The sequence below is a fragment of the Staphylococcus epidermidis genome (genome assembly GCF_006742205.1).
GTDB lineage: Bacteria > Bacillota > Bacilli > Staphylococcales > Staphylococcaceae > Staphylococcus > Staphylococcus epidermidis.
The window spans coordinates 1,183,942-1,205,284 of record NZ_AP019721.1 but is presented as its reverse complement, the minus strand read 5'-3'; the positions used below and the strand labels follow the sequence as shown (position 1 = coordinate 1,205,284).

At 32.1% G+C, this 21,343-nt stretch carries 16 protein-coding genes and 1 other RNA gene; 2 read left to right on the top strand and 15 right to left on the bottom strand.

Translation table 11 applies throughout. From position 1 onward, the window contains the following. Positions 1-157 precede the first annotated feature (157 nt). From recD2 to FNL83_RS05960, 4 genes are all read right to left on the bottom strand, one after another. Positions 158-2,590, bottom strand: a complete 2,433-nt coding sequence (gene recD2 / locus FNL83_RS05975; protein ID WP_001830904.1) for an SF1B family DNA helicase RecD2 — start codon at positions 2,588-2,590, stop codon at positions 158-160. A gap of 1 nt (position 2,591) precedes the next feature. Then, positions 2,592-3,260: a tetratricopeptide repeat protein gene (locus FNL83_RS05970; RefSeq protein ID WP_001832695.1), complete on the bottom strand. Its 669-nt coding sequence runs from the start codon at positions 3,258-3,260 to the stop codon at positions 2,592-2,594. Between the two features lie 162 nt (positions 3,261-3,422). Beyond that, positions 3,423-4,541, bottom strand: a complete 1,119-nt coding sequence (gene mnmA, locus FNL83_RS05965) for a tRNA 2-thiouridine(34) synthase MnmA (protein ID WP_001830892.1) — start codon at positions 4,539-4,541, stop codon at positions 3,423-3,425. Further along, positions 4,541-5,683 (bottom strand): cysteine desulfurase family protein, encoded by a 1,143-nt coding sequence (locus FNL83_RS05960; RefSeq protein ID WP_001830848.1) that lies wholly within the window; start codon positions 5,681-5,683, stop codon positions 4,541-4,543. The genes mnmA and FNL83_RS05960 overlap by 1 nt, the downstream gene beginning before the upstream one ends. A gap of 242 nt (positions 5,684-5,925) precedes the next feature. Between FNL83_RS05960 and FNL83_RS05955 the strand changes: the two genes are divergently transcribed. Next, positions 5,926-6,921 carry an LLM class flavin-dependent oxidoreductase gene (locus tag FNL83_RS05955; RefSeq protein ID WP_001830781.1) on the top strand — a complete coding sequence of 332 codons (996 nt, stop codon included), beginning with the start codon at positions 5,926-5,928 and terminating at the stop codon, positions 6,919-6,921. Between the two features lie 199 nt (positions 6,922-7,120). Here the strand turns inward: FNL83_RS05955 and FNL83_RS05950 are convergent, their stop codons facing one another. Both FNL83_RS05950 and cymR read right to left on the bottom strand, forming a co-directional pair. Further along, positions 7,121-7,264 carry an SAS049 family protein gene (locus FNL83_RS05950; protein ID WP_001830746.1) on the bottom strand — a complete coding sequence of 48 codons (144 nt, stop codon included), beginning with the start codon at positions 7,262-7,264 and terminating at the stop codon, positions 7,121-7,123. Positions 7,265-7,449: 185 nt separating this feature from the next. Continuing rightward, a complete protein-coding gene (cymR, locus tag FNL83_RS05945) occupies positions 7,450-7,872 on the bottom strand; it encodes a cysteine metabolism transcriptional regulator CymR (protein ID WP_001830806.1) in 423 nt (140 codons plus the stop codon). An 85-nt stretch (positions 7,873-7,957) separates the two neighbouring features. On the opposite strand from cymR, the gene FNL83_RS05940 reads away from it, so the two are divergent. Then, on the top strand, positions 7,958-9,229 hold the full coding sequence (locus FNL83_RS05940) for a replication-associated recombination protein A (RefSeq protein ID WP_001830871.1): 1,272 nt from the start codon (positions 7,958-7,960) through the stop codon (positions 9,227-9,229). Between the two features lie 193 nt (positions 9,230-9,422). Here the strand turns inward: FNL83_RS05940 and FNL83_RS05935 are convergent, their stop codons facing one another. From FNL83_RS05935 to recJ, 9 genes are all read right to left on the bottom strand, one after another. Next, positions 9,423-10,199, bottom strand: a complete 777-nt coding sequence (locus FNL83_RS05935) for a tRNA threonylcarbamoyladenosine dehydratase (RefSeq protein WP_001830777.1) — start codon at positions 10,197-10,199, stop codon at positions 9,423-9,425. 89 nt (positions 10,200-10,288) lie between these two features. Next, positions 10,289-10,479: non-coding RNA, 6S RNA (gene ssrS, locus FNL83_RS05930), on the bottom strand. A 275-nt stretch (positions 10,480-10,754) separates the two neighbouring features. Next, on the bottom strand, positions 10,755-12,521 hold the full coding sequence (aspS, locus tag FNL83_RS05925) for an aspartate--tRNA ligase (RefSeq protein ID WP_001830852.1): 1,767 nt from the start codon (positions 12,519-12,521) through the stop codon (positions 10,755-10,757). Positions 12,522-12,523: 2 nt separating this feature from the next. Further along, positions 12,524-13,798: a histidine--tRNA ligase gene (gene hisS, locus FNL83_RS05920; RefSeq protein WP_001830876.1), complete on the bottom strand. Its 1,275-nt coding sequence runs from the start codon at positions 13,796-13,798 to the stop codon at positions 12,524-12,526. A 371-nt stretch (positions 13,799-14,169) separates the two neighbouring features. Continuing rightward, positions 14,170-15,045 (bottom strand): N-acetylmuramoyl-L-alanine amidase family protein, encoded by an 876-nt coding sequence (locus tag FNL83_RS05915; protein WP_001830843.1) that lies wholly within the window; start codon positions 15,043-15,045, stop codon positions 14,170-14,172. Next, the gene (gene dtd, locus FNL83_RS05910) at positions 15,042-15,494 is read right to left on the bottom strand and encodes a D-aminoacyl-tRNA deacylase (protein ID WP_001830766.1); all 453 of its coding nucleotides are present in this window, start codon (positions 15,492-15,494) and stop codon (positions 15,042-15,044) included. Before dtd ends, FNL83_RS05915 begins: the two co-directional genes overlap by 4 nt. Before the next feature lie 13 nt (positions 15,495-15,507). Further along, on the bottom strand, positions 15,508-17,697 hold the full coding sequence (locus FNL83_RS05905; protein ID WP_001832683.1) for a RelA/SpoT family protein: 2,190 nt from the start codon (positions 17,695-17,697) through the stop codon (positions 15,508-15,510). A gap of 520 nt (positions 17,698-18,217) precedes the next feature. After that, positions 18,218-18,736 carry an adenine phosphoribosyltransferase gene (locus tag FNL83_RS05895; protein WP_001832698.1) on the bottom strand — a complete coding sequence of 173 codons (519 nt, stop codon included), beginning with the start codon at positions 18,734-18,736 and terminating at the stop codon, positions 18,218-18,220. Between the two features lie 18 nt (positions 18,737-18,754). Further along, the gene (gene recJ / locus FNL83_RS05890; RefSeq protein ID WP_001830760.1) at positions 18,755-21,028 is read right to left on the bottom strand and encodes a single-stranded-DNA-specific exonuclease RecJ; all 2,274 of its coding nucleotides are present in this window, start codon (positions 21,026-21,028) and stop codon (positions 18,755-18,757) included. Positions 21,029-21,343 lie beyond the last annotated feature (315 nt).

Here is a 21,343-nt window from a genome sequence, read left to right as displayed (position 1 = left end):
TTTCTTATCACTTTGTATACTTTATTTAACTAATATAGAGTAGCATTCAATAATTTTGTTTGTACTTTTCACCAACCAGTACATCTCTATAATTCAAAAGTTATTTACTCGTCTCTATACTTACTTAATTTCATTTTATTTTCTTTTTATTGATTTGTCAACGTTCAACGAAGTCATATGGCGTCATTTCCCCCATATTAATCATTGGATCGATTTGGAAAATTGTCGACTCGTTTAATTGGATATCATTTTCTTTTTCATTTTTCAAATCCAGATGATTGTTATTTTCTTTTTGTTCGTTAATCGTTTGTTTATTTGTAGTTAAATTATCTTTGTTTTGTCCAAAATACGATTTTAACAAATCATTTAATTGCGTTAATCGTATTTGTCCATTTGTTTTTAAACCTATATCAAATGCTTCTTGTTCACCAAGCAAAACAAGTGATTGTTTAGCTCTAGTTAATCCTGTATAAAGAATGGGACGTTGTAACATCCTATAATATTGTCTAACAATAGGCATAATTACAATAGGAAATTCTGAACCTTGTGATTTATGGATAGATGTACAATATGCATGTGTTAGTTCCATTAAATCTTGTTTAGTAAATGTAATTTCATTACCTTCAAAATCTACAACTAACACATCCTTATTTAGAGCATTTTCTTTGGCCCAAAATATACCTACTATTATACCTATATCCCCATTAAATATATTATCATTAGGTCGATTAACTAACTGAAGTACTTTATCCCCTTTTCTAAACACAGCTTCACCAAATTCTATTTCACGATCATCTTGTTGCTTCGGATTAAGAATAGATTGTAGAACTTGGTTAAGTCTCTTAATACCAGCGTTACCTTTATACATAGGAGCCAAAACTTGTATATCACTCATATCATAGCCTTTAGCTACAGCGCTTTTAACTACTTTATCAACAACGTCTGGAATTTGATTCGTACCACAACGAATAAAACTACGATCATGATAACGTTTAGTAATATCGATAGGTTCATTTAATTTCATACGGTGAGCTAAGTCAATAATACTGGAACCATCTTGCTGACGATATACTTCGGTAAGATTAACACGCGGTATTATTTCAGAATCAATAAGGTCTTTAAATACCTGTCCTGGACCTACTGATGGTAACTGATCTTCATCTCCGACAAATACAATTTGTGCTTCTAAAGGCACAGCGCTTAAAAATTGATGGAACAACCAAGTATCTACCATTGACATTTCATCGATGATAATGAGTCTTGCATTGATCTCATTTTCTAAAATATCCTGTGGTTGTGTATCTTGGTTCCAACCGATTAAACGATGAATTGTCATTGCTTCTAAACCTGTCGATTCGTGAAGGCGCTTAGAAGCACGACCAGTGGGTGCAGCTAACACTACTGGATAATCATCTTCATTGTAATCATCATAATCGAGCGAGAGCCCATGTATTTCTGCATATAATTCAACTATACCTTTAATGACTGTGGTTTTACCGGTACCCGGACCACCAGTTAAAAGCATAATTTTAGAATTTATTGCTGTTTCAAGCGCTTCTTTTTGAGAGGCAGAGTAATTAACCTCATTTTGTGACTCAATATCACCAATATGTATTTGTAAATCAGACTGTTCTATTTCTTTTAATTTAGATGTGTTTGTTTTAATTCGGTATAAGTTTTGCACACTTTTCAATTCTGAATAGTATAAACTTGGAATTGATACCTGATCAGCTTCAGATATTAATTTTTTCTCTTCTGATAAAACGTCAATGATTTCTAGTAATTGCTCTGTTTCAATTGGTTTCTCAATATCTTCATTGAGTAAATTTTGTGTTGTTTCTATAACAATTGTACGAGGTAGATATGTATGTCCTTGTTTGATACATTCTTCTTCTAACGTAAATAATAATGCTGCTTTTAATCTTTCAGGTGAATGTGGCTCAATACCGACATTTCGAGCAAGTTGGTCAGCCTTATTAAAACCAATACCTTTAATGTCATATACTAATTGGTAAGGATTTTTATCTAAGACATTTAAAGTATCACCCATATAGAACTGATATATAGCCATTGATAATTTCGGACCAAACCCTAGGTCGTGTAAACGTATCATAATTTTCTCAGATTCTTGGTTTGCATTAATCTGATCAGCAATTTGCTTTTGTTTCTTCTTTGGTAAACTAGGTACACTTTCTAAGATTTCTGGACGAGTTAAAATATCATTTATAGCATTTTCACCTAGTGTATTTACAATGTTTTGAGCCGTTTTTTTACCGATGCCTTTAAATAAATCACTTGATAAGTAACTAATAATGGCTTCTTTAGTTTGAGGTAATTCTTTTTCAAATGTTTCAGCCTTTAATTGCTTACCATAACGTGGATGTTGTACGACTTGCCCTTTAAAAGTATAAACATCGCCTTCAACTACATTGGGAAGAAACCCTACCACAGTTGGCATACTATCAAATTTTTCATTTGATTCTATAGTATCTACTTTTAGAACAGTATAAAAATTATCCGTATTTTGAAATAAAATAGCATCAACTGTACCTTTGATCATTGAATAATCAAAAAGTGTAGGGTCAGACATATTATTCCTCCTCTTTCATTGTTTTGAATGTCTTTAATGCATGTTGACTAAGTAAATGTTTTTCATCAATTGATATTGCTTGTTCAAAATATGCAATTGCTTCATCTAAATTTTCATTTTTCATATATGTTGCTAAACCAAGATTATATATACCATCTACGTGCTGTGAATCGATAGAAAGAACCTTATTTAATTGTTTAATAGCTTCATCAAACATTTCGAGTTGGCATAGTACTAACCCATATTGAAACTGTACTTCTAAATCTCTATCATCGTCCATTTCAGCTGCAGTCATTAAAAATGGTAAAGCTTCTTTAAAAGCACCTAGTTGATTAAACGACATACCAATCATATAATTACAATCTTTTTTCGCTACTTCATATTGTAGTGCAGTTTGATATAGCTTTATCGCTTCGTTATAACGTTCTTCATTATAATAAATATTTGCCAAGTTATAATAAACAGCACCATTTTCAGGTTCAATAGTTAATGCCTTTTGGAAAAAACGTTCTGCTTTTTCAATTTCTCCAACATCTGATAATACAATACCTGCGTTAATATAATTTTCAACAATGGCCGGATTTTCTTCTATATTTTCAAACAAGTCTTTCAAAGCGGTATCTAATTTACCATCTTTAATATTTTGGTATATCTTACTTTGTTCGTGCATCTTTTCTCCCTCATTTCTACACGATTATAACATGATTATTTTAAATATGTATTTTCAGGATATTTAAGTTAATTTTTCTTTATTTATATATTTTCATGAAAAAACAAGTCATAAAAAAACCGTTAATACAAGAATTTCTCATGAATTAACGGTATAAACAATTTATACAACGTAACTTAATTGACCTTCGTTTTTATAAACATCATCAATTGTAGCGCCACCTAAACATACTTCTTGATTATAGAAGACAACTGCTTGACCAGGTGTAATCGCTCTAACTGGTTCAGCAAAAGTTACTCTAATAGAATTCTCGTTTTCGCGTTGAACATAAACTTTAGTATCTTTTTGGCGATAACGGAATTTAGCTGTACATTCAAAACCTTTTTCCAAATCAATTTCACTTGGATTAACAAATGAATAATCAGAAGCTATGAGATAATCACTATAAAGTGCATCATGGTGAAATCCCTGTTCAACATATAATACGTTATCATTTAAATTTTTACCTACAACAAACCATGGATCTCCATCTCCACCGATGCCTAAGCCGTGACGTTGACCAATTGTATAATACATCAATCCACTATGCTGTCCCATTTTTTTTCCATTTAATGTCAACATTTCACCAGATTGAGCTGGTAGGTAATGTGATAAAAATTCTTTAAAGTTTCTTTCACCAATAAAACAAATACCTGTTGAGTCTTTTTTCTTGGCAGTAGCTAAATTTTGCTCTTCTGCAATACGTCTTACTTCACTTTTTTCAATATCTCCAATTGGGAACATGACTTTGGATAGTTGTTCTTGGGATAATTGATTTAAAAAGTAGGTTTGGTCTTTATTATTGTCAACACCTCTTAGCATTTCAACATGCCCATCATCATGACGACGTATACGAGCATAATGACCTGTAGCGACATAATCAGCGCCTAATTTTAAAGCATGTTCTAAAAATGCTTTAAATTTAATTTCTTTATTACACATCACATCAGGGTTAGGTGTACGACCTTTTTTATATTCATCAAGAAAATAAGTAAATACTTTATCCCAATACTGTTCTTCAAAATTAACAGCGTAGTATGGGATGCCAATTTGATTACATACTGCAATCACGTCATTATAATCCTCAGTGGCTGTACACACCCCATTTTCATCAGTATCGTCCCAATTTTTCATAAATATACCTATTACATCATAACCTTGTTCTTTTAACAAGTATGCAGTAACAGAGCTATCCACTCCACCAGACATGCCCACAACTACGCGTATATCTTTGTTAGACACTATGATTCCTCCTTAAATTTATGATAGATTTTATGAATTTCAGCTACAATATATTTAATTTCTTGCGTTGTTGTTTGTTCATTAAAGCTAAAACGTACTGAATGTTTTGCTCGTTCTTCATCTTCAAACATAGCTGCAAGTACATGAGATGGAGTCGTTGAACCTGCTGTACAAGCAGAACCTGAAGATACATATACATGGGCTAAATCCAATAATGTTAACATTGTTTCAACATCTATAAATGGAAAATAAATATTTAAAATATGACCCGTTGAATCTGTCATTGAACCGTTTAATTCAAATGGAATTGCCCTTTCCTGTAACTGAACTAAAAATAATTCTTTTAAATTCATTAAATGAACATTATTTACATCTTGATTGGTTATAGCTAATTCAAGTGCCTTTGTTAATCCAACAATTTGAGGTAAATTTTCTGTACCTGCTCGACGTTTGGTTTCTTGTTCACCACCAAGTTGATTATATGCTATTGGTGTATGCTCTTTTACTAATAGTAGACCAACACCTTTAGGACCACCAAATTTGTGTGCTGAAATACTCATTGTATCAATTTTAAAATTATGAAAATCTAAATCTAAATGTCCAATTGCTTGAACAGCATCAACATGGAATAACGCATGAGTGTCTCCAATAATATCTTCAATATCATAAATATTTTGTACTGTTCCAATCTCATTATTTACAAACATAATTGATACTAAAATTGTTCTATCATTAATTGTTTCTTTTAATTGGTCTAAATCAACTGCACCAGTATCATCTACATCTAGATACGTAACATCATAACCTTCTTTTTCAAGTTGCTCATATACGTGTAATACTGAATGGTGTTCAATTTTGGTAGTAATAATATGATTACCTAATTGTTCATTCGCTTTCACTAATCCTTTAATAGCAGTGTTATTCGATTCTGTTGCACCACTTGTAAATATTACTTCATTCGGATTCGCTCCCAACAATTGTGCAACTGTACGACGTGACTGATCAAGATATTTGCGTGCATCTCTACCAATAGAATGTATTGACGATGGATTACCAAAATGAGATTGATATATTTCCATCATAGCATCTATTACTTCTGGTTTTACTGGCGTAGTCGCAGCATAATCTGCGTATACTTCCATGTTTGGACACTCCTTGTCAAATTATCAATGTTCCTATAATAGCACCATTATTTGTTTATTTCTACTTTTCTGTTTTACCAATGAAAAAATTTATGTCATTTAAATTTTAACATCTAACCTACCAATTTATCGAATATCATTTTTGTATATAAAATTAAAATAATTTGAGCAATTCAATATTGAAAATCAAAAATGATTGTTATACTTCAATTATTATTAATTATGGAAAGGAAGCATCATGTATGAAAAATATAAAATTATCTGCGTTAAACTTAGTACCTATACGTGAAGGTCAAGAAGATAAAGATGCAATTAACGATATGGTTACACTCGCTCAAGCATTAGATGATTTAGATTATGAGCGCTACTGGATTGCAGAGCATCATAATGCTCCAAATTTAGTTAGTTCAGCTACTTCTCTATTAATTCAACATACATTAGAACATACTCATTCTATCAAAGTAGGTTCTGGAGGCATAATGTTACCGAATCATGCACCACTAGTCGTAGCAGAACAATTTGGGACATTGGAAACATTATTCCCTCAACGTGTGGACTTAGGATTAGGACGTGCTCCTGGTACAGATATGATGACAGCGAGCGCATTAAGAAGAGATCAGCATAATGGTGTTTATCAATTCCCTGAAGAAGTTGAACAACTGCAACAATATTTTGGACCGAGTCATCAACAAGCATATGTACGTGCTTATCCTGCGGTAGATAAAAATGTCCCAATGTATATTCTAGGTTCATCTACAGATTCTGCACATTTAGCTGCACGTAAAGGGTTACCATATGTTTTTGCAGGACATTTTGCTCCACAACAAATGAAGGAAGCACTACAAATTTATAGAGAATTATTTGAACCTTCAGAAGTACTTGATAAACCTTATGTAATTGTTTGTTTAAATACAATTGTGTCAGATTCTGATGAACAAGCAGAATATTTAGCAACTACGATGTCTCAAATAATGGTAAGTATAACACGAGGAAAAATGCAACCTGTCCAACCACCAACAGATGATTTAAAGGCCCTATTAACACCACGCGAATATGAATTAGCACAACAACGTTTAAAAGGGTCACTTATAGGATCTGAAGATACAGTTAAACAAAAACTTGAATCGTTCATAAAAGAGTACGGGGATATCGATGAACTTATGGCAATTAGTTATATCTATGATCAAGACAAACAAATAGAATCATATCGAAGATTAGAACGTGCAATTAAATCATAGTAAAATGTTAACATCTTACCAATGATTATAAGGGATTAGACAATCATTATTGTCTCACTCTTTTGATGAATTTTAATAAATTAAATATGATTTTCATAACTTATTTATAAGTCATTTTGTATTAAAAAATTAATAGCTACCAACAAAGTTTGAAACTTTGTTGGTAGCTATTTAACCTTTTAAAATAATTAGAGACTTTTTATTTATCCTTTTTGTCCTTTTTATCTTTGTTGTCTTCGCCACCTGTATATTCATTTATTTTATCTTTTACTTTGTTAACTTGTTCGTTATCACTATCTTTAAATTTTTCAGCAGCTTCTTTAGCTTTATCCATAAAACTCATAAAATTTACTCCTCTCAGTTATAAAAGTTTATTTATAGCAACATTAAAATGGATTAAAAATGTGAATCCATGATTGCTATGCTTTGTTATAACCTTATAAAATGTTAGTTAAACATTACAGGTAAAATTTTTACGAGTAAATAATGAATGGAGATATCTATGTATCTATTTAACCACTATAAAATTTAAATATAGAACATATAACCCTCTAAGTCTTCATTCGTATCTTTGTAATCTGCAAGATATTTTAATGTAGTATGATCTAAAACATCTCTTACAGCATCTCTCATTCTAATCCATAGTTGCTTTTGTGCAGGCGGTTCTGAATCAATACTTTCTACAAACGTAATCGGTCCTTCTAGTAATCGGATAATATCTCCTGCAGTAATTTCTTCTGATGGAACTCTAAGTTGATAACCACCTTTAGCACCTCGAACGCTTCGAATTAATCCAGCATTTCTTAAAGGGCCTACTAATTGTTCAAGATATAAATCACTTAGTTTATTTTCTTCAGCAATTGTTTTTAGTGATACACAACCTTGACCCTCTCTTTTAGCAAGAGATATCATCAATGTTAATCCGTATCTCCCTTTTGTTGATATTTTCATTGTATAACCTCACTTAATTCGAATAGTATCTGATACCATTCTACCATTTTTTACGTTAATATAATATTAGAAAGGTGTGAAAAATGTGAGTACAGAACCATTAGCCTCTCGAATGAGACCGAAAAATATAGATGAAATTATATCTCAACAACACCTGGTTGGTCCGAAAGGTATAATAAGAAGGATGGTAGATACTAAACGTCTTTCTTCTATGATTTTTTATGGTCCACCTGGAATTGGTAAAACAAGTATTGCAAAAGCAATTTCAGGCAGTACACAATTTAAATTCAGACAATTAAATGCCGTAACAAATACAAAGAAAGATATGCAGCTAATTGTCGAAGAAGCTAAGATGTCAGGACAAGTTATCTTACTATTAGATGAAATTCATCGTTTAGACAAAGCTAAACAAGATTTTTTATTACCACATCTTGAAAATGGCAAAATTGTATTAATAGGTGCAACAACTTCAAATCCTTATCATGCGATAAATCCAGCGATACGATCTAGAGCACAAATATTTGAGCTTTACCCATTAGATCAAGATGATATAAGATTGGCATTAGATAGAGCTATAAATGATAAGGAAAGAGGTTTAAGTACTTATCATCCTATTGTAGATGAAGATGCTATCGAATATTTTTCAACGCAAAGCCAAGGCGACGTTAGGAGTGCATTAAACGCTTTGGAATTAGCTGTACTAAGTGCTCATATTGGTGAAGAAAACGAAAGACATATTACATTAGATGACGCAAAAGATTGCTTACAAAAAGGTGCTTTTGTAAGTGATAAAGATGGAGACATGCATTATGACGTCATGAGCGCTTTTCAAAAATCAATTAGAGGTAGTGATGTCAATGCAGCACTCCACTACTTAGCACGTCTAATTGAAGCTGGTGACTTACCTACAATCGTACGTCGATTACTTGTAATTAGTTATGAAGATGTTGGGTTAGCATCACCTAATGCTGGTCAGAGGACTTTAGCAGCAATACAATCAGCTGAACGTCTAGGTTTTCCAGAAGCACGAATTCCCCTTAGTCAAGCTGTAATAGAATTATGCTTATCACCTAAATCAAATTCTGGTATCACAGCAATAGATAAAGCTCTTGGCGATATAAGAAATGGACATATAGGTCAAATACCGGATTATCTGAAAGACGGTCATTATTCAGGTGCTAAAAAGTTAGGACGGGCTATAGGTTACAAATATCCTCATAACTATGAAAATGGTCATGTTGTACAACAGTACTTACCAGAAAAATTAAAAAACAGAGTGTATTATGAACCAAAAACCACATCAAAAAGTGAACAACAATTTAAAACAATTTACGATAACTTACGAAATAAAACATAATTTTATTCATTGAAAATATGTAGTTGAAATTAATATCTTAGATGCAAAAAACCTGGGACAATACTGATGCCTCAGGTTTTTTTACTATGAGTTGTTGTAGATTTATTTAAAATACATTTTGTTTTTTTTAAACTATGAATCAAATTTCACAAAAATAGAAGATGATGATTTTCTTGCAATGAGATAGATAACTTTAATTTTGTCCTTTATCTTTAATTCGCCTTACAGGTATATCTTTTAAAATATCGTTGACAACGTAGCTTGCACAAATAAGGCCTACTACACTTGGAACAAATGCATTAGAAGATGGAGGCATTTGCCCTTTTCTATTGATTGCATTTTTATCTCCTACTGTTTCTTTTACGTCCTCGCGAATAACAATAGGACTTTCATCAGAAAATACTACTTTAACACCTTTACGAATACCAAGGCGTTTTAAACGATTTCTAATTACTTTAGCCATAGGATCAGTATGTGTTTTTGAAATATCTGCAATTTCAAAACGTGTCGGGTCAGTCTTATTTGCTGCACCCATACTTGAAATTAACTCAATTCCTCTTTCTAAACACTCTTTCATGAGATGAACTTTATAAATGATTGTATCGCTTGCATCAATAAAATAATCAATATCATAATTATTGAAGATATCTTTGTATGTTTCCTCGGTATAAAACATATGCAAAGAAGTTACTTTACAATCGGGATTTATTAATTTGATTCTTTCTTCCATTAGCGTGACTTTACTTTGACCAATAGTTGAAGTCAGTGCATGAATTTGCCTGTTCACATTTGTAATATCGACATCATCTTTATCTATAAGTATGATGTGCCCTATATTAGTCCGAGCCAATGCCTCAGCTGCAAATGACCCGACGCCACCAACACCTAAAACTGCAACAGTCTTATTTTTTAGTAAGTTCAGCCCTTCTTGTCCTATTGCTAATTCATTCCTTGAAAATTGATGTTTCATCTTTAGCTCCTTTGATTCCAATTCATTATATCTATGCTTCTTTATAATTATATACATAAAAATACGCAAGACAAAAGTCTTGCGTACCGATAGAGTCCGTTGATGCCGTAGTTATAAATAGCTTGATCATTCGGCCTGCTATATACAGGTGGGTGCCCTGTTTCTCGTTTTGCAAGTCCTCCTATAGAGGCGTGTGCGCTGCGAGAAAACCTATTGGGCTCCCTGATCAAAGAGTGTTAGGCCCAAATAAAAAGCAAACTTACGAACACCACAGATGACTATCTTATGAAAATATCATACCACAATTTAAAAAGAGAAGTAAATTTTAAAGACTTATCATTTAACTCAAATGTGTATTATTTTCTCGTGTATTCTAAACTAGTTACCAAAATTATAATATAATGTCTGATTAATTATATTACACACCGATGTTTTATATTCAATTCGTACAATTAAGCTCTCTGTGCTAATTTCTTAAGAAACATTAAATTAAGGCCCTAGTCCCAACTTGCTCTGCCTGTTGAATTTCTTTGTGAAATTCTCTTTGTTGGGGCCCTAGTGTCTGATTCTTAGTGAGAGTTCTTGGAGTTGTTTATCAGATACTTCTCCTGGAGCGTCAGTTAAAAGACATGTAGCTGATGCTGTTTTAGGGAATGCAATTGTATCTCTCAAGTTTGTTCTATTTGTTAATAACATCACAAGTCTATCTAAACCTAACGCGATGCCACCATGAGGTGGAGCACCGTATTTAAAAGCATCTAATAAGAAACCAAATTGTTCTTGAGCTTGTTCATTAGTAAATCCTAATACTTCAAACATTTTTTGTTGCAATTCACCATCGTGTATTCTTATAGAACCACCACCAAGTTCATAACCATTTAGAACAATATCATAAGCGTTGGCTTGTACATTTTCAGGTTCAGTGTCTAGCTTTTCGATATCTTCTCTTTTAGGTGAAGTAAATGGATGATGTGCTGCTACATAACGTTTTGCATCTTCATCATACTCTAATAACGGCCAATCAGTTACCCATAAGAAATTTAATTTTGATTCATCAATTAAACCTAATTCTTTTGCTAATTTAATTCTTAAAGCCCCTAAACTTTGAGCAACAACATTAGGTTTATCAGCTACAAACATTACTAAATCTCCAGGTTTAGCTTCTGTTAACTGTTTAAGTGTTTCAACATTAACATCTTCGAAAAATCTAGCAATTGGGCCACTTAAACCATCATCAACAACTTTAACCCAAGCTAATCCTTTTGCACCATATATATTTACAAACTCTGTTAATGCATCCATGTCTTTACGTGTATATTTATTTGCAGCGTCTTTTGCGACAATTGCTTTAATTTCGCCGTTGTTATCTACCGTATCTTTAAAAACTTTAAAATTCATTTCTTTACCAAGCTGTGACACATTGATAAGTTCCATACCGAAACGAGTGTCAGGTTTATCTGAACCAAAACGGTCCATAGCCTCTGCATATGTCATACGTGGGAATGGGCCACTAACGTCTATTCCTTTTACATCTTTTACAACCTTACGTAACATATCTTCACCCATGGCTATGATATCTTCTTGATCGACAAAACTCATTTCAATATCAACTTGAGTGAATTCTGGTTGACGATCTGCACGTAAGTCTTCATCACGGAAACATTTAACAATTTGATAATATTTATCAAAACCACTTATCATTAATAGTTGTTTAAATAATTGTGGTGATTGTGGCAACGCGTAAAATTCACCCTCGTGTACACGGGAAGGTACTAGATAATCTCGCGCACCCTCAGGTGTTGATTTTGTTAATACTGGTGTTTCAATATCGAAGAAGCCATTATTATCTAAGTATTGACGGATAGAACGCGTAGTTTGATGTCTCATTTTAAAAGTTTGCGCTAATTCTTGTCTACGTAAATCTAAATATCTATATTTTAATCGAATATTTTCATCAACGTTTACATTTTCTTCATTAATTGAAAATGGAGGTGTTTCTGATTTGTTAATAATCTCAATATTTGAAACTTGAACCTCAACTTGACCTGTTTTGATTTTTGGGTTAATAGTTTCAGCATCACGTTTTGTTACTACACCTTCAACTTCGACTACATATTCTGAGCGTACTGTTTCAGCAACTTGCAATGCTTCTTCGGAAAAGTCAGGATTAAAAACTATTTGGACAATACCTTCACGATCTCTTAAATCAACAAAAATTAATCCACCTAAATCTCGTCTGTTATGAACCCAACCTTTTAATGTTACTTTTTCGTTTAAAAATTCTTCTGTGACTAAACCACAATACGTTGTTCTTTTATTCATTTTTAGACTTCCTTTCTACTTTTAAAATAATTAACCAATTCGTCTAATTGTACATTTTCTGATTCGCCTGAAATCATGTTTTTCACACCAATTTCATTATTTTCAAGCTCTTGATCTCCAATTACTACTGTATATTTAGCATTAAGACGGTCAGCTTGTTTCATTTGTCCTTTAATTTTTCTGTTTAGATAATCCTTATCTACTTTTATTCCATTTCTTCTTAAATCATTGATTAACTTAACAGCATAACGATCGGCATCTTCTCCCATTGTCACAACAAATAAATCAAAATCTTCACTTACATCTAATGAAATACCTTCTTCATCAAGTGCCATCAATAATCTTTCAATACTTAGTGCAAACCCAATACCTGTTTCATCTGGACCATCTAATAATTGTAACAACCCATTATATCGACCACCACCACATAATGTAGTGATAGCTCCATCATACTCTGGATTATCAATCATTAATTCAAAGGCAGTATGAGTATAATAATCTAACCCACGAACTAAGTTAGGATCTTCAACATAAGATATGTTCAAATTATCAAGATGTAATTTAACTTGTTCATAATAAGATTTAGAATCATTATTGAGATAATCTGTGATACGGGGTGCATTTTTTACTGCTTCTTTATCTCTATCGATTTTACAATCTAAAATTCTCATAGGATTAGTGTGTAATCTTGATTGACAATCTGAACAAAATGTATCAATCACAGGTTCAAAATGTTTTACTAATGCTTCGTTATATTCTTTACGTGATTCACTATCACCAATACTATTGATAACTAACTTTAAATGCTTTAATCCGAAAGACTCATATATATGCATAACCATAGCGAGTATTTCAGCATCAATACTAGGATTTTCCGCTCCTATTGCTTCGACACCAAATTGGTTAAATTGGCGATATCTTCCTTTTTGTTTACGTTCGTATCTAAACATAGGACCATTGTAGTAAAGTTTGATAGGTTGATTGGGTTCACCTTGCATTTTGTGTTCAATATATGAACGTACAACGGCTGCAGTTCCTTCAGGACGTAATGTTAAACTACGATCCCCTTTATCTTTAAATGTATACATTTCCTTTTGAACAACGTCAGTAGAATCCCCCACGCCTCTTGCAAAAAGTTCAGTACTTTCAAAAATTGGCGTTCTTATTTCTTTATAATTATACAATTCCATTAATGTGTGTAATCGATTTTCAATGTAACGCCATTTAGCAGAATCTTGCGGCAAGATATCTTGGGTACCTCTTGGCATCTTAATCATAAAACTCTCTCCTTTATTATTAAAAAAGATTAAAATAGTCTTTTATTTTCATATGGGTTATAAAAAATTAAAAAGTCCCTTGTATAGTGCAAAACTATACAAGGGACGATTCACCGTGTTGCCACCCTATTTGATTATACTGATAAAAGCATAATCCACTCAAAACGCTTAACGTGCGCTATCCGACTTTTAATTAAAAGTACCTCTTCTTGCGTTCAAATTTTTAAATTACTAAGTACAATCTTACAGCCAAGGATTGTATTTCTACGCATTAAATGCTACCTACTTCATTTAAAATTTCAAGAATCATATCGGTTTTATTTATAAAGTTCAACAATAATGATAACGATTTTTAGAATAATTTGCAAGGTCTAGGACGAGAAATATTGTTTTAAACCATCAACAATAGCTTGTTCAACCACTTGTCTATGTAATTGATCATTAATCATTGATTCATCAGTAGGATTACTTATATAGCCTAACTCTAACAGTACTGCTGGTATATCTGTCTGTCTCAACACTTGATAATTTTGTTGTCTAGAACCTCGATTTGTCAATAATGCCTTCTTTTGAATTGCAGAATTTAAAGTTTGTGCAAGTGATTCTTGCTTGTCTTTAAACCAATAAACAGTCACTCCATTGGCATTTGAAGAATCAAGCGCATCATTATGTATACTAATAAATGCGTCACCCTTTATATTTCTATCATCTAGGGACACATATTTATCATTGGAACGAGTCATTTTTACATGAGCACCTTCCTTATTTAATAACTTTTTTAATTCTTTAGCAGTTTTAAGTGTGTAATTTTTTTCGAGACTTTTAGATGGTGTACTACTTGAGGCGCCCTGATCACTTCCACCATGACCAGGGTCAAGTACAATTGTTTTTCCTTTTAGAGGGTTTGACGAAAGTGATTGATCAGCTGGAATGTTCAAATTTGTGTGCCAACCAGCAACCCAGCCTTTCTCAGTGCCAGCGTGATTTTGAACTTCAATCCATTTCCCTTTTCGATCTATTTTCTTAAAACTTTTGCCTTTTTCTATTTTATAAATAACAGGATAGGCGGCATTAGGTCCTGTTCTTAACTCAGCATTCTCAGTTATAGTAATTTGACCTGTATCTTCATCACTTAAATTAACAAACATAAAAAGTAAAATTAAAAATATAATAAAAATTACAATTACTACGAGCGTAAGTCGATTTTTTAGACCATGTTTAGTTAGCCATGAATCTATTTTCTTCATATTATTTTCCCATCCTGCGATTCATAAATCAATGTGACAGGTCCATCGTTATTAATTTCAACATTCATATGTGTTCCAAACTCACCTGTTTTGACAATTAAGCCATAACCTTCTAATTCTTTATTAAATTTTTGATATAAGTCTTTAGCTTGTTCTGGAGCTTTAGAATTTGAGAATCCAGGTCTATTCCCCTTTTTAACATCAGCGTATATAGTAAATTGGGAAACTGAAAGAATTTCTCCTTCAACTTGTTGAATATTTAAATTCAATTTGTCATTTTCATCTTCAAAGAGACGTGCATGAGCAATCTTTCTTGCGATGACTTTTACATCCTCTTCAGTAGAATTTTGACCTACTCCTACAAGTAAACAATAGCCTTTATTAATTTGGTTATCAATTGTATCATTCGTAACTCTAGCATTTTTAACTCTTTGTACAATTATCTTCATATCTTTTGCACCTCTAGTTCCAAACTCTAGATACTGTATAAACGTCACCTAGTTGTTTAATTTTTTCAACGACACGGTACACATCATTGACATTTTTTACCATCACACTAATATTAATTACTGCATTTTTATCAATGTCTGAACGCCCAGATACTTTAATCAAGCTTCCAGCAGTAGAATTTACAGCTTGTAATACTTCATTAAGCAAGCCATTTCTATCATATGCAGTAACTTCTAAATCAACTTGATATTGTTGTGTTGAATCTTTAGATTTTACCCACTCTACCGAAATCAATCGATCTGTCTCATTTTTTATATTTGGACAATCTGTACGATGAACTTTAATCCCGTGTCCTTTAGTGATATAACCAACAATATCATCACCTGGTATAGGATTACAACATTTTGATAACTTGATTAAGACGTTTTCTAATCCCTCAACATATACACCACTGTCTGTGGTAATATCTTTTTTTATAGGTACAGATTTTGTAACTTCCTGCGCCTCATTTAATGCCTTTTGTTTATCTAATATTCTTTGTCGTTCAGTTAATTTATTGACGATTTGTATTGATGTAACACCACCGAATCCAACAGCTGCGTACAAATCTTCATCATTAGCAAAATGATATTTTTCATTAACGACTTCTAAATTTTTCTCAGTTAGAATATCTTCAACACGGAATCCTTGTTCTTTAATCTCCGCTTCTACCATAAATTTACCTTTTTCAATATTAGAAGAACGATCTTGTTTTTTAAAGAAACTTTTGATTTTACTTTTGGCACTAGAAGATTTTACAATTTTCAACCAGTCTCTACTTGGACCGTAAGAATGTTTACTTGTACGAATCTCTATAATATCACCAGTTTGTAGAACATAATCTATAGGTACGATTTTACCATTAACCTTAGCACCAATCATTTTATTTCCTACTTCACTGTGTATTGCATAAGCAAAATCAATTGGTACTGCACCATAAGGTAACTCTATAACATCACTAGCTGGAGTAAATGCATATACCTTATCGCTCTGTAAATCATATTTTAAGGATTCCATAAATTCTTGCGCATCTGCAGAAGTATGGTCGGTTTCAGCAAGTTCTTTTAACCAATTAAGCTTATTTTGAAAATCCTGTGTTTTTTGATTAACTGTCTTACCTTCTTTATAAGCCCAATGTGCAGCAACACCATGTTCAGCGATTTCATGCATTTCGTGCGTTCTAATTTGTATTTCTAAAGGATCGCCATTGGGTCCAACTACAGTGGTATGTAGTGATTGATACATATTTTGCTTAGGCATAGCTATATAATCTTTAAAACGTCCAGGCATCGGTTTCCATAATGTATGAACTAAACCAAGTGTCGCATAACAATCATTTATCGAATTAACTATAATACGTATAGCAAGCAAATCAAATATTTGATCGAATTGCTTTTTTTGTTTTATCATTTTGCGGTATATACTGTAAATATGTTTTGGTCTACCGTTAATTTCGCCCGAAAGATTCATTTTAGTCATTTCGTTTTTAATTTTATTGATTGCATTTGTAATGTAAGCTTCGCGTTCACTACGTTTTTTCTTCATAAGATTAACGATGCGGAAATATTGCACACTGTCAATATATCTCAGCGCTGTATCTTCAAGTTCCCACTTTATCGTGTTGATTCCGAGACGATGTGCTAAAGGAGCATAGATTTCTAAGGTTTCCTTAGAGATTCTTACCTGCTTCTCTCTTGGCATTGCCTTTAAAGTTCTCATATTATGAAGCCGATCTGCTAACTTCACTAAAATTACGCGTACATCTTTAGCAATAGCAATAAATAGTTTACGATGATTTTCTGCTTGTTGTTCTTCCTTAGAGCGATACTTAACCTTTTTAAGTTTAGTTACTCCGTCTACTATTCGTGCAATTTCTTCATTAAACATATCTTTAACATCTTCAAATGTATAAGAAGTATCTTCAATCACATCATGTAGAAACCCAGCGACAATAGTGGGTCCGTCTAAACGCATCTCTGTTAAAATCCCTGCAACTTGAATAGGATGCATAATATAAGGTAAGCCATTTTTTCTAAATTGACCCTTATGTGCCTCATAAGCTATATGATAACTTTTGAGAACATATTCATATTCACTTGTTGATAAATATGATTTAGCTTTATAAAGCACCTCATCCGCGCTATATGGATACTCGTTATTCACTTTAATGACACCCCACTCAATTCATTACTTTCGTTTAGTACTCATGTTGCAAAGATGTTTAACATACCACATGAAAGTACTTATTCATTGTTTTGTATTCATTTTACCATAAATCATTTATAGCTTAAGAAAGTAGAAAGGTTCTACATATATCAAATTATCATGTTCAACTATATAATTGAAACTCATTTATTAACTTTCTAAATAATAGTTTCATGATACTACAATATGACTTACAAATAAATAAATGATGTTAAACTTTAATCACACATTTAAATTTACATTTAAGTTGTCGGTCCCAATTAAAAATTTAAAACACATATTTTTATTAAATATCGTTTTAAAACTATGTCCAATTAAAAATAGAGATGAAATACTTAGCTAATATTCATAGCAATTATAAAGTAAATTATAATAACATTGATAATCATTTAATACATTAAGGCATTAAGGTTTTCCAAAAGATTAATGAGCCTGATATTATTTTTTCAGGCTCATAAAAATCTATATTTTATTATTTTTATTCATCATATGAAATCAAACTCATCACATCATAATCTTTTATTTTATCAATTCCATTCAAATATTTAAGTTCAATAATAAAAGCAATACCTACAACTATACCACCTAATTGTTCAACAAGCTTTATTGCAGCTTCAATAGTTCCACCTGTAGCTAGTAAATCATCAGTGATTAAAACTCGTTGTCCTGGTTTAATCGCGTCTTTATGCATAGTTAATACGTTAGTTCCATATTCTAAATTATATTCATAACGAATAACTTCTCGAGGTAGTTTTCCTTCTTTACGTACTGGAGCAAATCCAATACCCATTGAGTAAGCAACTGGACACCCTATTATGAATCCTCTGGCTTCAGGACCAACTACTATATCTATATTTTTTTCCTTTGCGTATTCAACAATTTGATCCGTAGCATATCCATAAGCTTCACCATTATCCATTATAGTTGTTATATCCTTAAAGCTTACACCTGCTGAAGGCCAATCTTTTACTTCTGAAACATATTGTTTTAAATCCATTGTTTTTCCTCCTGAAAGCTATGTTAACTTTGATATTATCCATTCTTTTATATTTAAAAAATCATCATAGAGAAGACGTTCTTCTACTTCCATACGTGCTCGTCTCATTTGGTAAATACGACTATTTTCTATATCTTGTTTATTTGGCGCTGGATTTATCTTAATCAATCCCTTTTCGTCGTAAATAAACTCCAATTCTTTAAAGACTTTAAGCATGAATGTTAATATTTCTGGCTTAATATTTAAGTACTCACAAAGCAGCATACCTTCTTTAATTAAGTCAGTTTCTTTTTTGTTTATTAAAGCTTTGTAACACTTTTTAAAAAGCGACTTGCTAGGGATACCTTCAAAATATATTGACTTTTCATGCTGCAGAACTAAATATAGTTGAGAAATTTGTGAATGTTCTAAGGTTTGTTCAATTTCAACCATAGTATTAGGTAAATCTCTAAACACTATTTTATCATAAGGTCTATCAATAACCTCACCATAATGATAGTAATGTGAATTGCTTTTTTTAAGTTTCGGATGAATGACATAGGCAACATTTGATTCAGTTTCTTTAAATTGTATATTTTTACGTTTACTACGATAATCTAAAATTTGTAATTGGTCTATAGCAATGTCTTTGATGATAAATTGAGGTGTTTGATTACCATTCCATTCATTAATTTGCAATGTTCCTATTATATGAATCGGTTGACCTGGTTCAAGTTCACTTGCCAAATGTCCATGATTCCAAAATAAAGCAGTTAAACCTGAATGACCAAGCGTTAACTTAAGATGCTTATTATCCTGTCCAATTCCCTTTGTTGACTTGACAATTAGATCTCTAACCATAAAAAGAGGACTATTAAAGTCCGTACCAAAAGGCCTTAATTGAAATATATCTTTAATATTTTTAATGTTAATTTCTTTTTCTTCAAGTTGTGCATCCACCTTTATTGAAGGCTCTAATGAAGTGGTAACAGTTAGTTCTTTCATCCACATATCTAGCTCTTTATGTAAATGTTCAATATTATCGATAGACATTGTCATTCCTGCAGCCATGTGATGACCACCAAACTTATCAATTAACTGTTGATGATCATTTAAAATATCAAACATGGAAACTTGTTCAATCGACCTCGCAGAACCCTTGGCATGATTTTGATTTTCATCAATATTTAAAATTAATGTAGGTAGTGCATATGTTTCTACAATTTTAGATGCAACAATACCTAATACACCCTCATGCCACCCCTCTTTGGCAAGTAAAAGAAACAAATGGCCTTGCTTGATTTGTTCCTCTGCTAATAACAATGCTTCATTAGTAATTTTAGATACTATATCTTTACGTTCATGATTAAAATGTTCAACTTGTTCAGCTAAAAATTCCGCCTCTTCAAATTCATCGGACAATAAAAGTTCAGCAGCTAATGATGCATCTTCTAGTCTACCAACCGCATTTAATCGAGGTCCAATAATAAAACCAATTGTTTCTTCTGTTATTTCATCATTAAAACCCGCTTGATTTAAGATAGCCTTTATGGACGATGGTGTATGATTGTTTAATATCTTTACTCCTTGCTTTACAATATATCTATTCTCATCTGTCAATGATACTAAATCTGCAATTGTACCTATGGCAGCTAATGCTATGAAATGTTGAGGTGGATGCTCTATCAATCCTTGGGCCAATTTATAAGCAACACCCGCACCACATAAATATTTAAAAGGATATTCAAAATTAGGATGCATCGGATGTACAATTGCAAAAGCATCAGGTAAAGTTTCTCCTATTTCATGATGATCTGTCACTATAACATCTACACCTAATTCTTGTATGGTACTTATTTCATGATGTCCCTGTATACCATTATCTACAGTTATTATTAAGGAAATCCCTTCGTCATAAGCATTTTTAAATGCTAATTCATTAGGTCCATATCCTTCTGTAAATCTATTGGGAATATACCACCCCACCTGAGCGCCAAGTAGACGTAAAGTAGACACTAGAATTGTAGTAGATGTAACACCATCTGCATCATAGTCACCATATACTAGTATTCGTTCATTTTGATCGATAGCTAATTTAATACGATCAATGGCTTTTTGCATATCACTTAATAACATATAATCATGACTAATGTTAGTGCCTTCAAATAGATTTTGAATCTCCTGATTATCCACAATATTTTTACTCTCTAATACCTTTTTTACTATAGGTGAAAGTTTAAATTGATCACTGCTACTCTCACTTATAAAGGTATTCGGTTGAGTTATATCCCAATTATATTTTGATTTAATCATTATAATCGTCCTCATTTCCACAGGTCATTATACCGAAATTTTATTGAAATAAAAAGTACTTGCATTTTTTAAAAGAATATATCATTTCAATTCTTCACAAAACTTTTATCATTCAATTTGTTCATTAACTGCTATCTTTATGATTAAACGCTAATATATAAAATCAAGAGGCAGGGGCATAATTCCTAGCAAAATAGACAGTAAATGAGTTTTTATAAATTCATTTACTGGCTTCTTTATTTACAATACCTCGTATTGTTGGCTCGCTTTCTTAGGGGACAGCTTCAGCCTGTAGTCTTCAACTTGTCCTGCTCC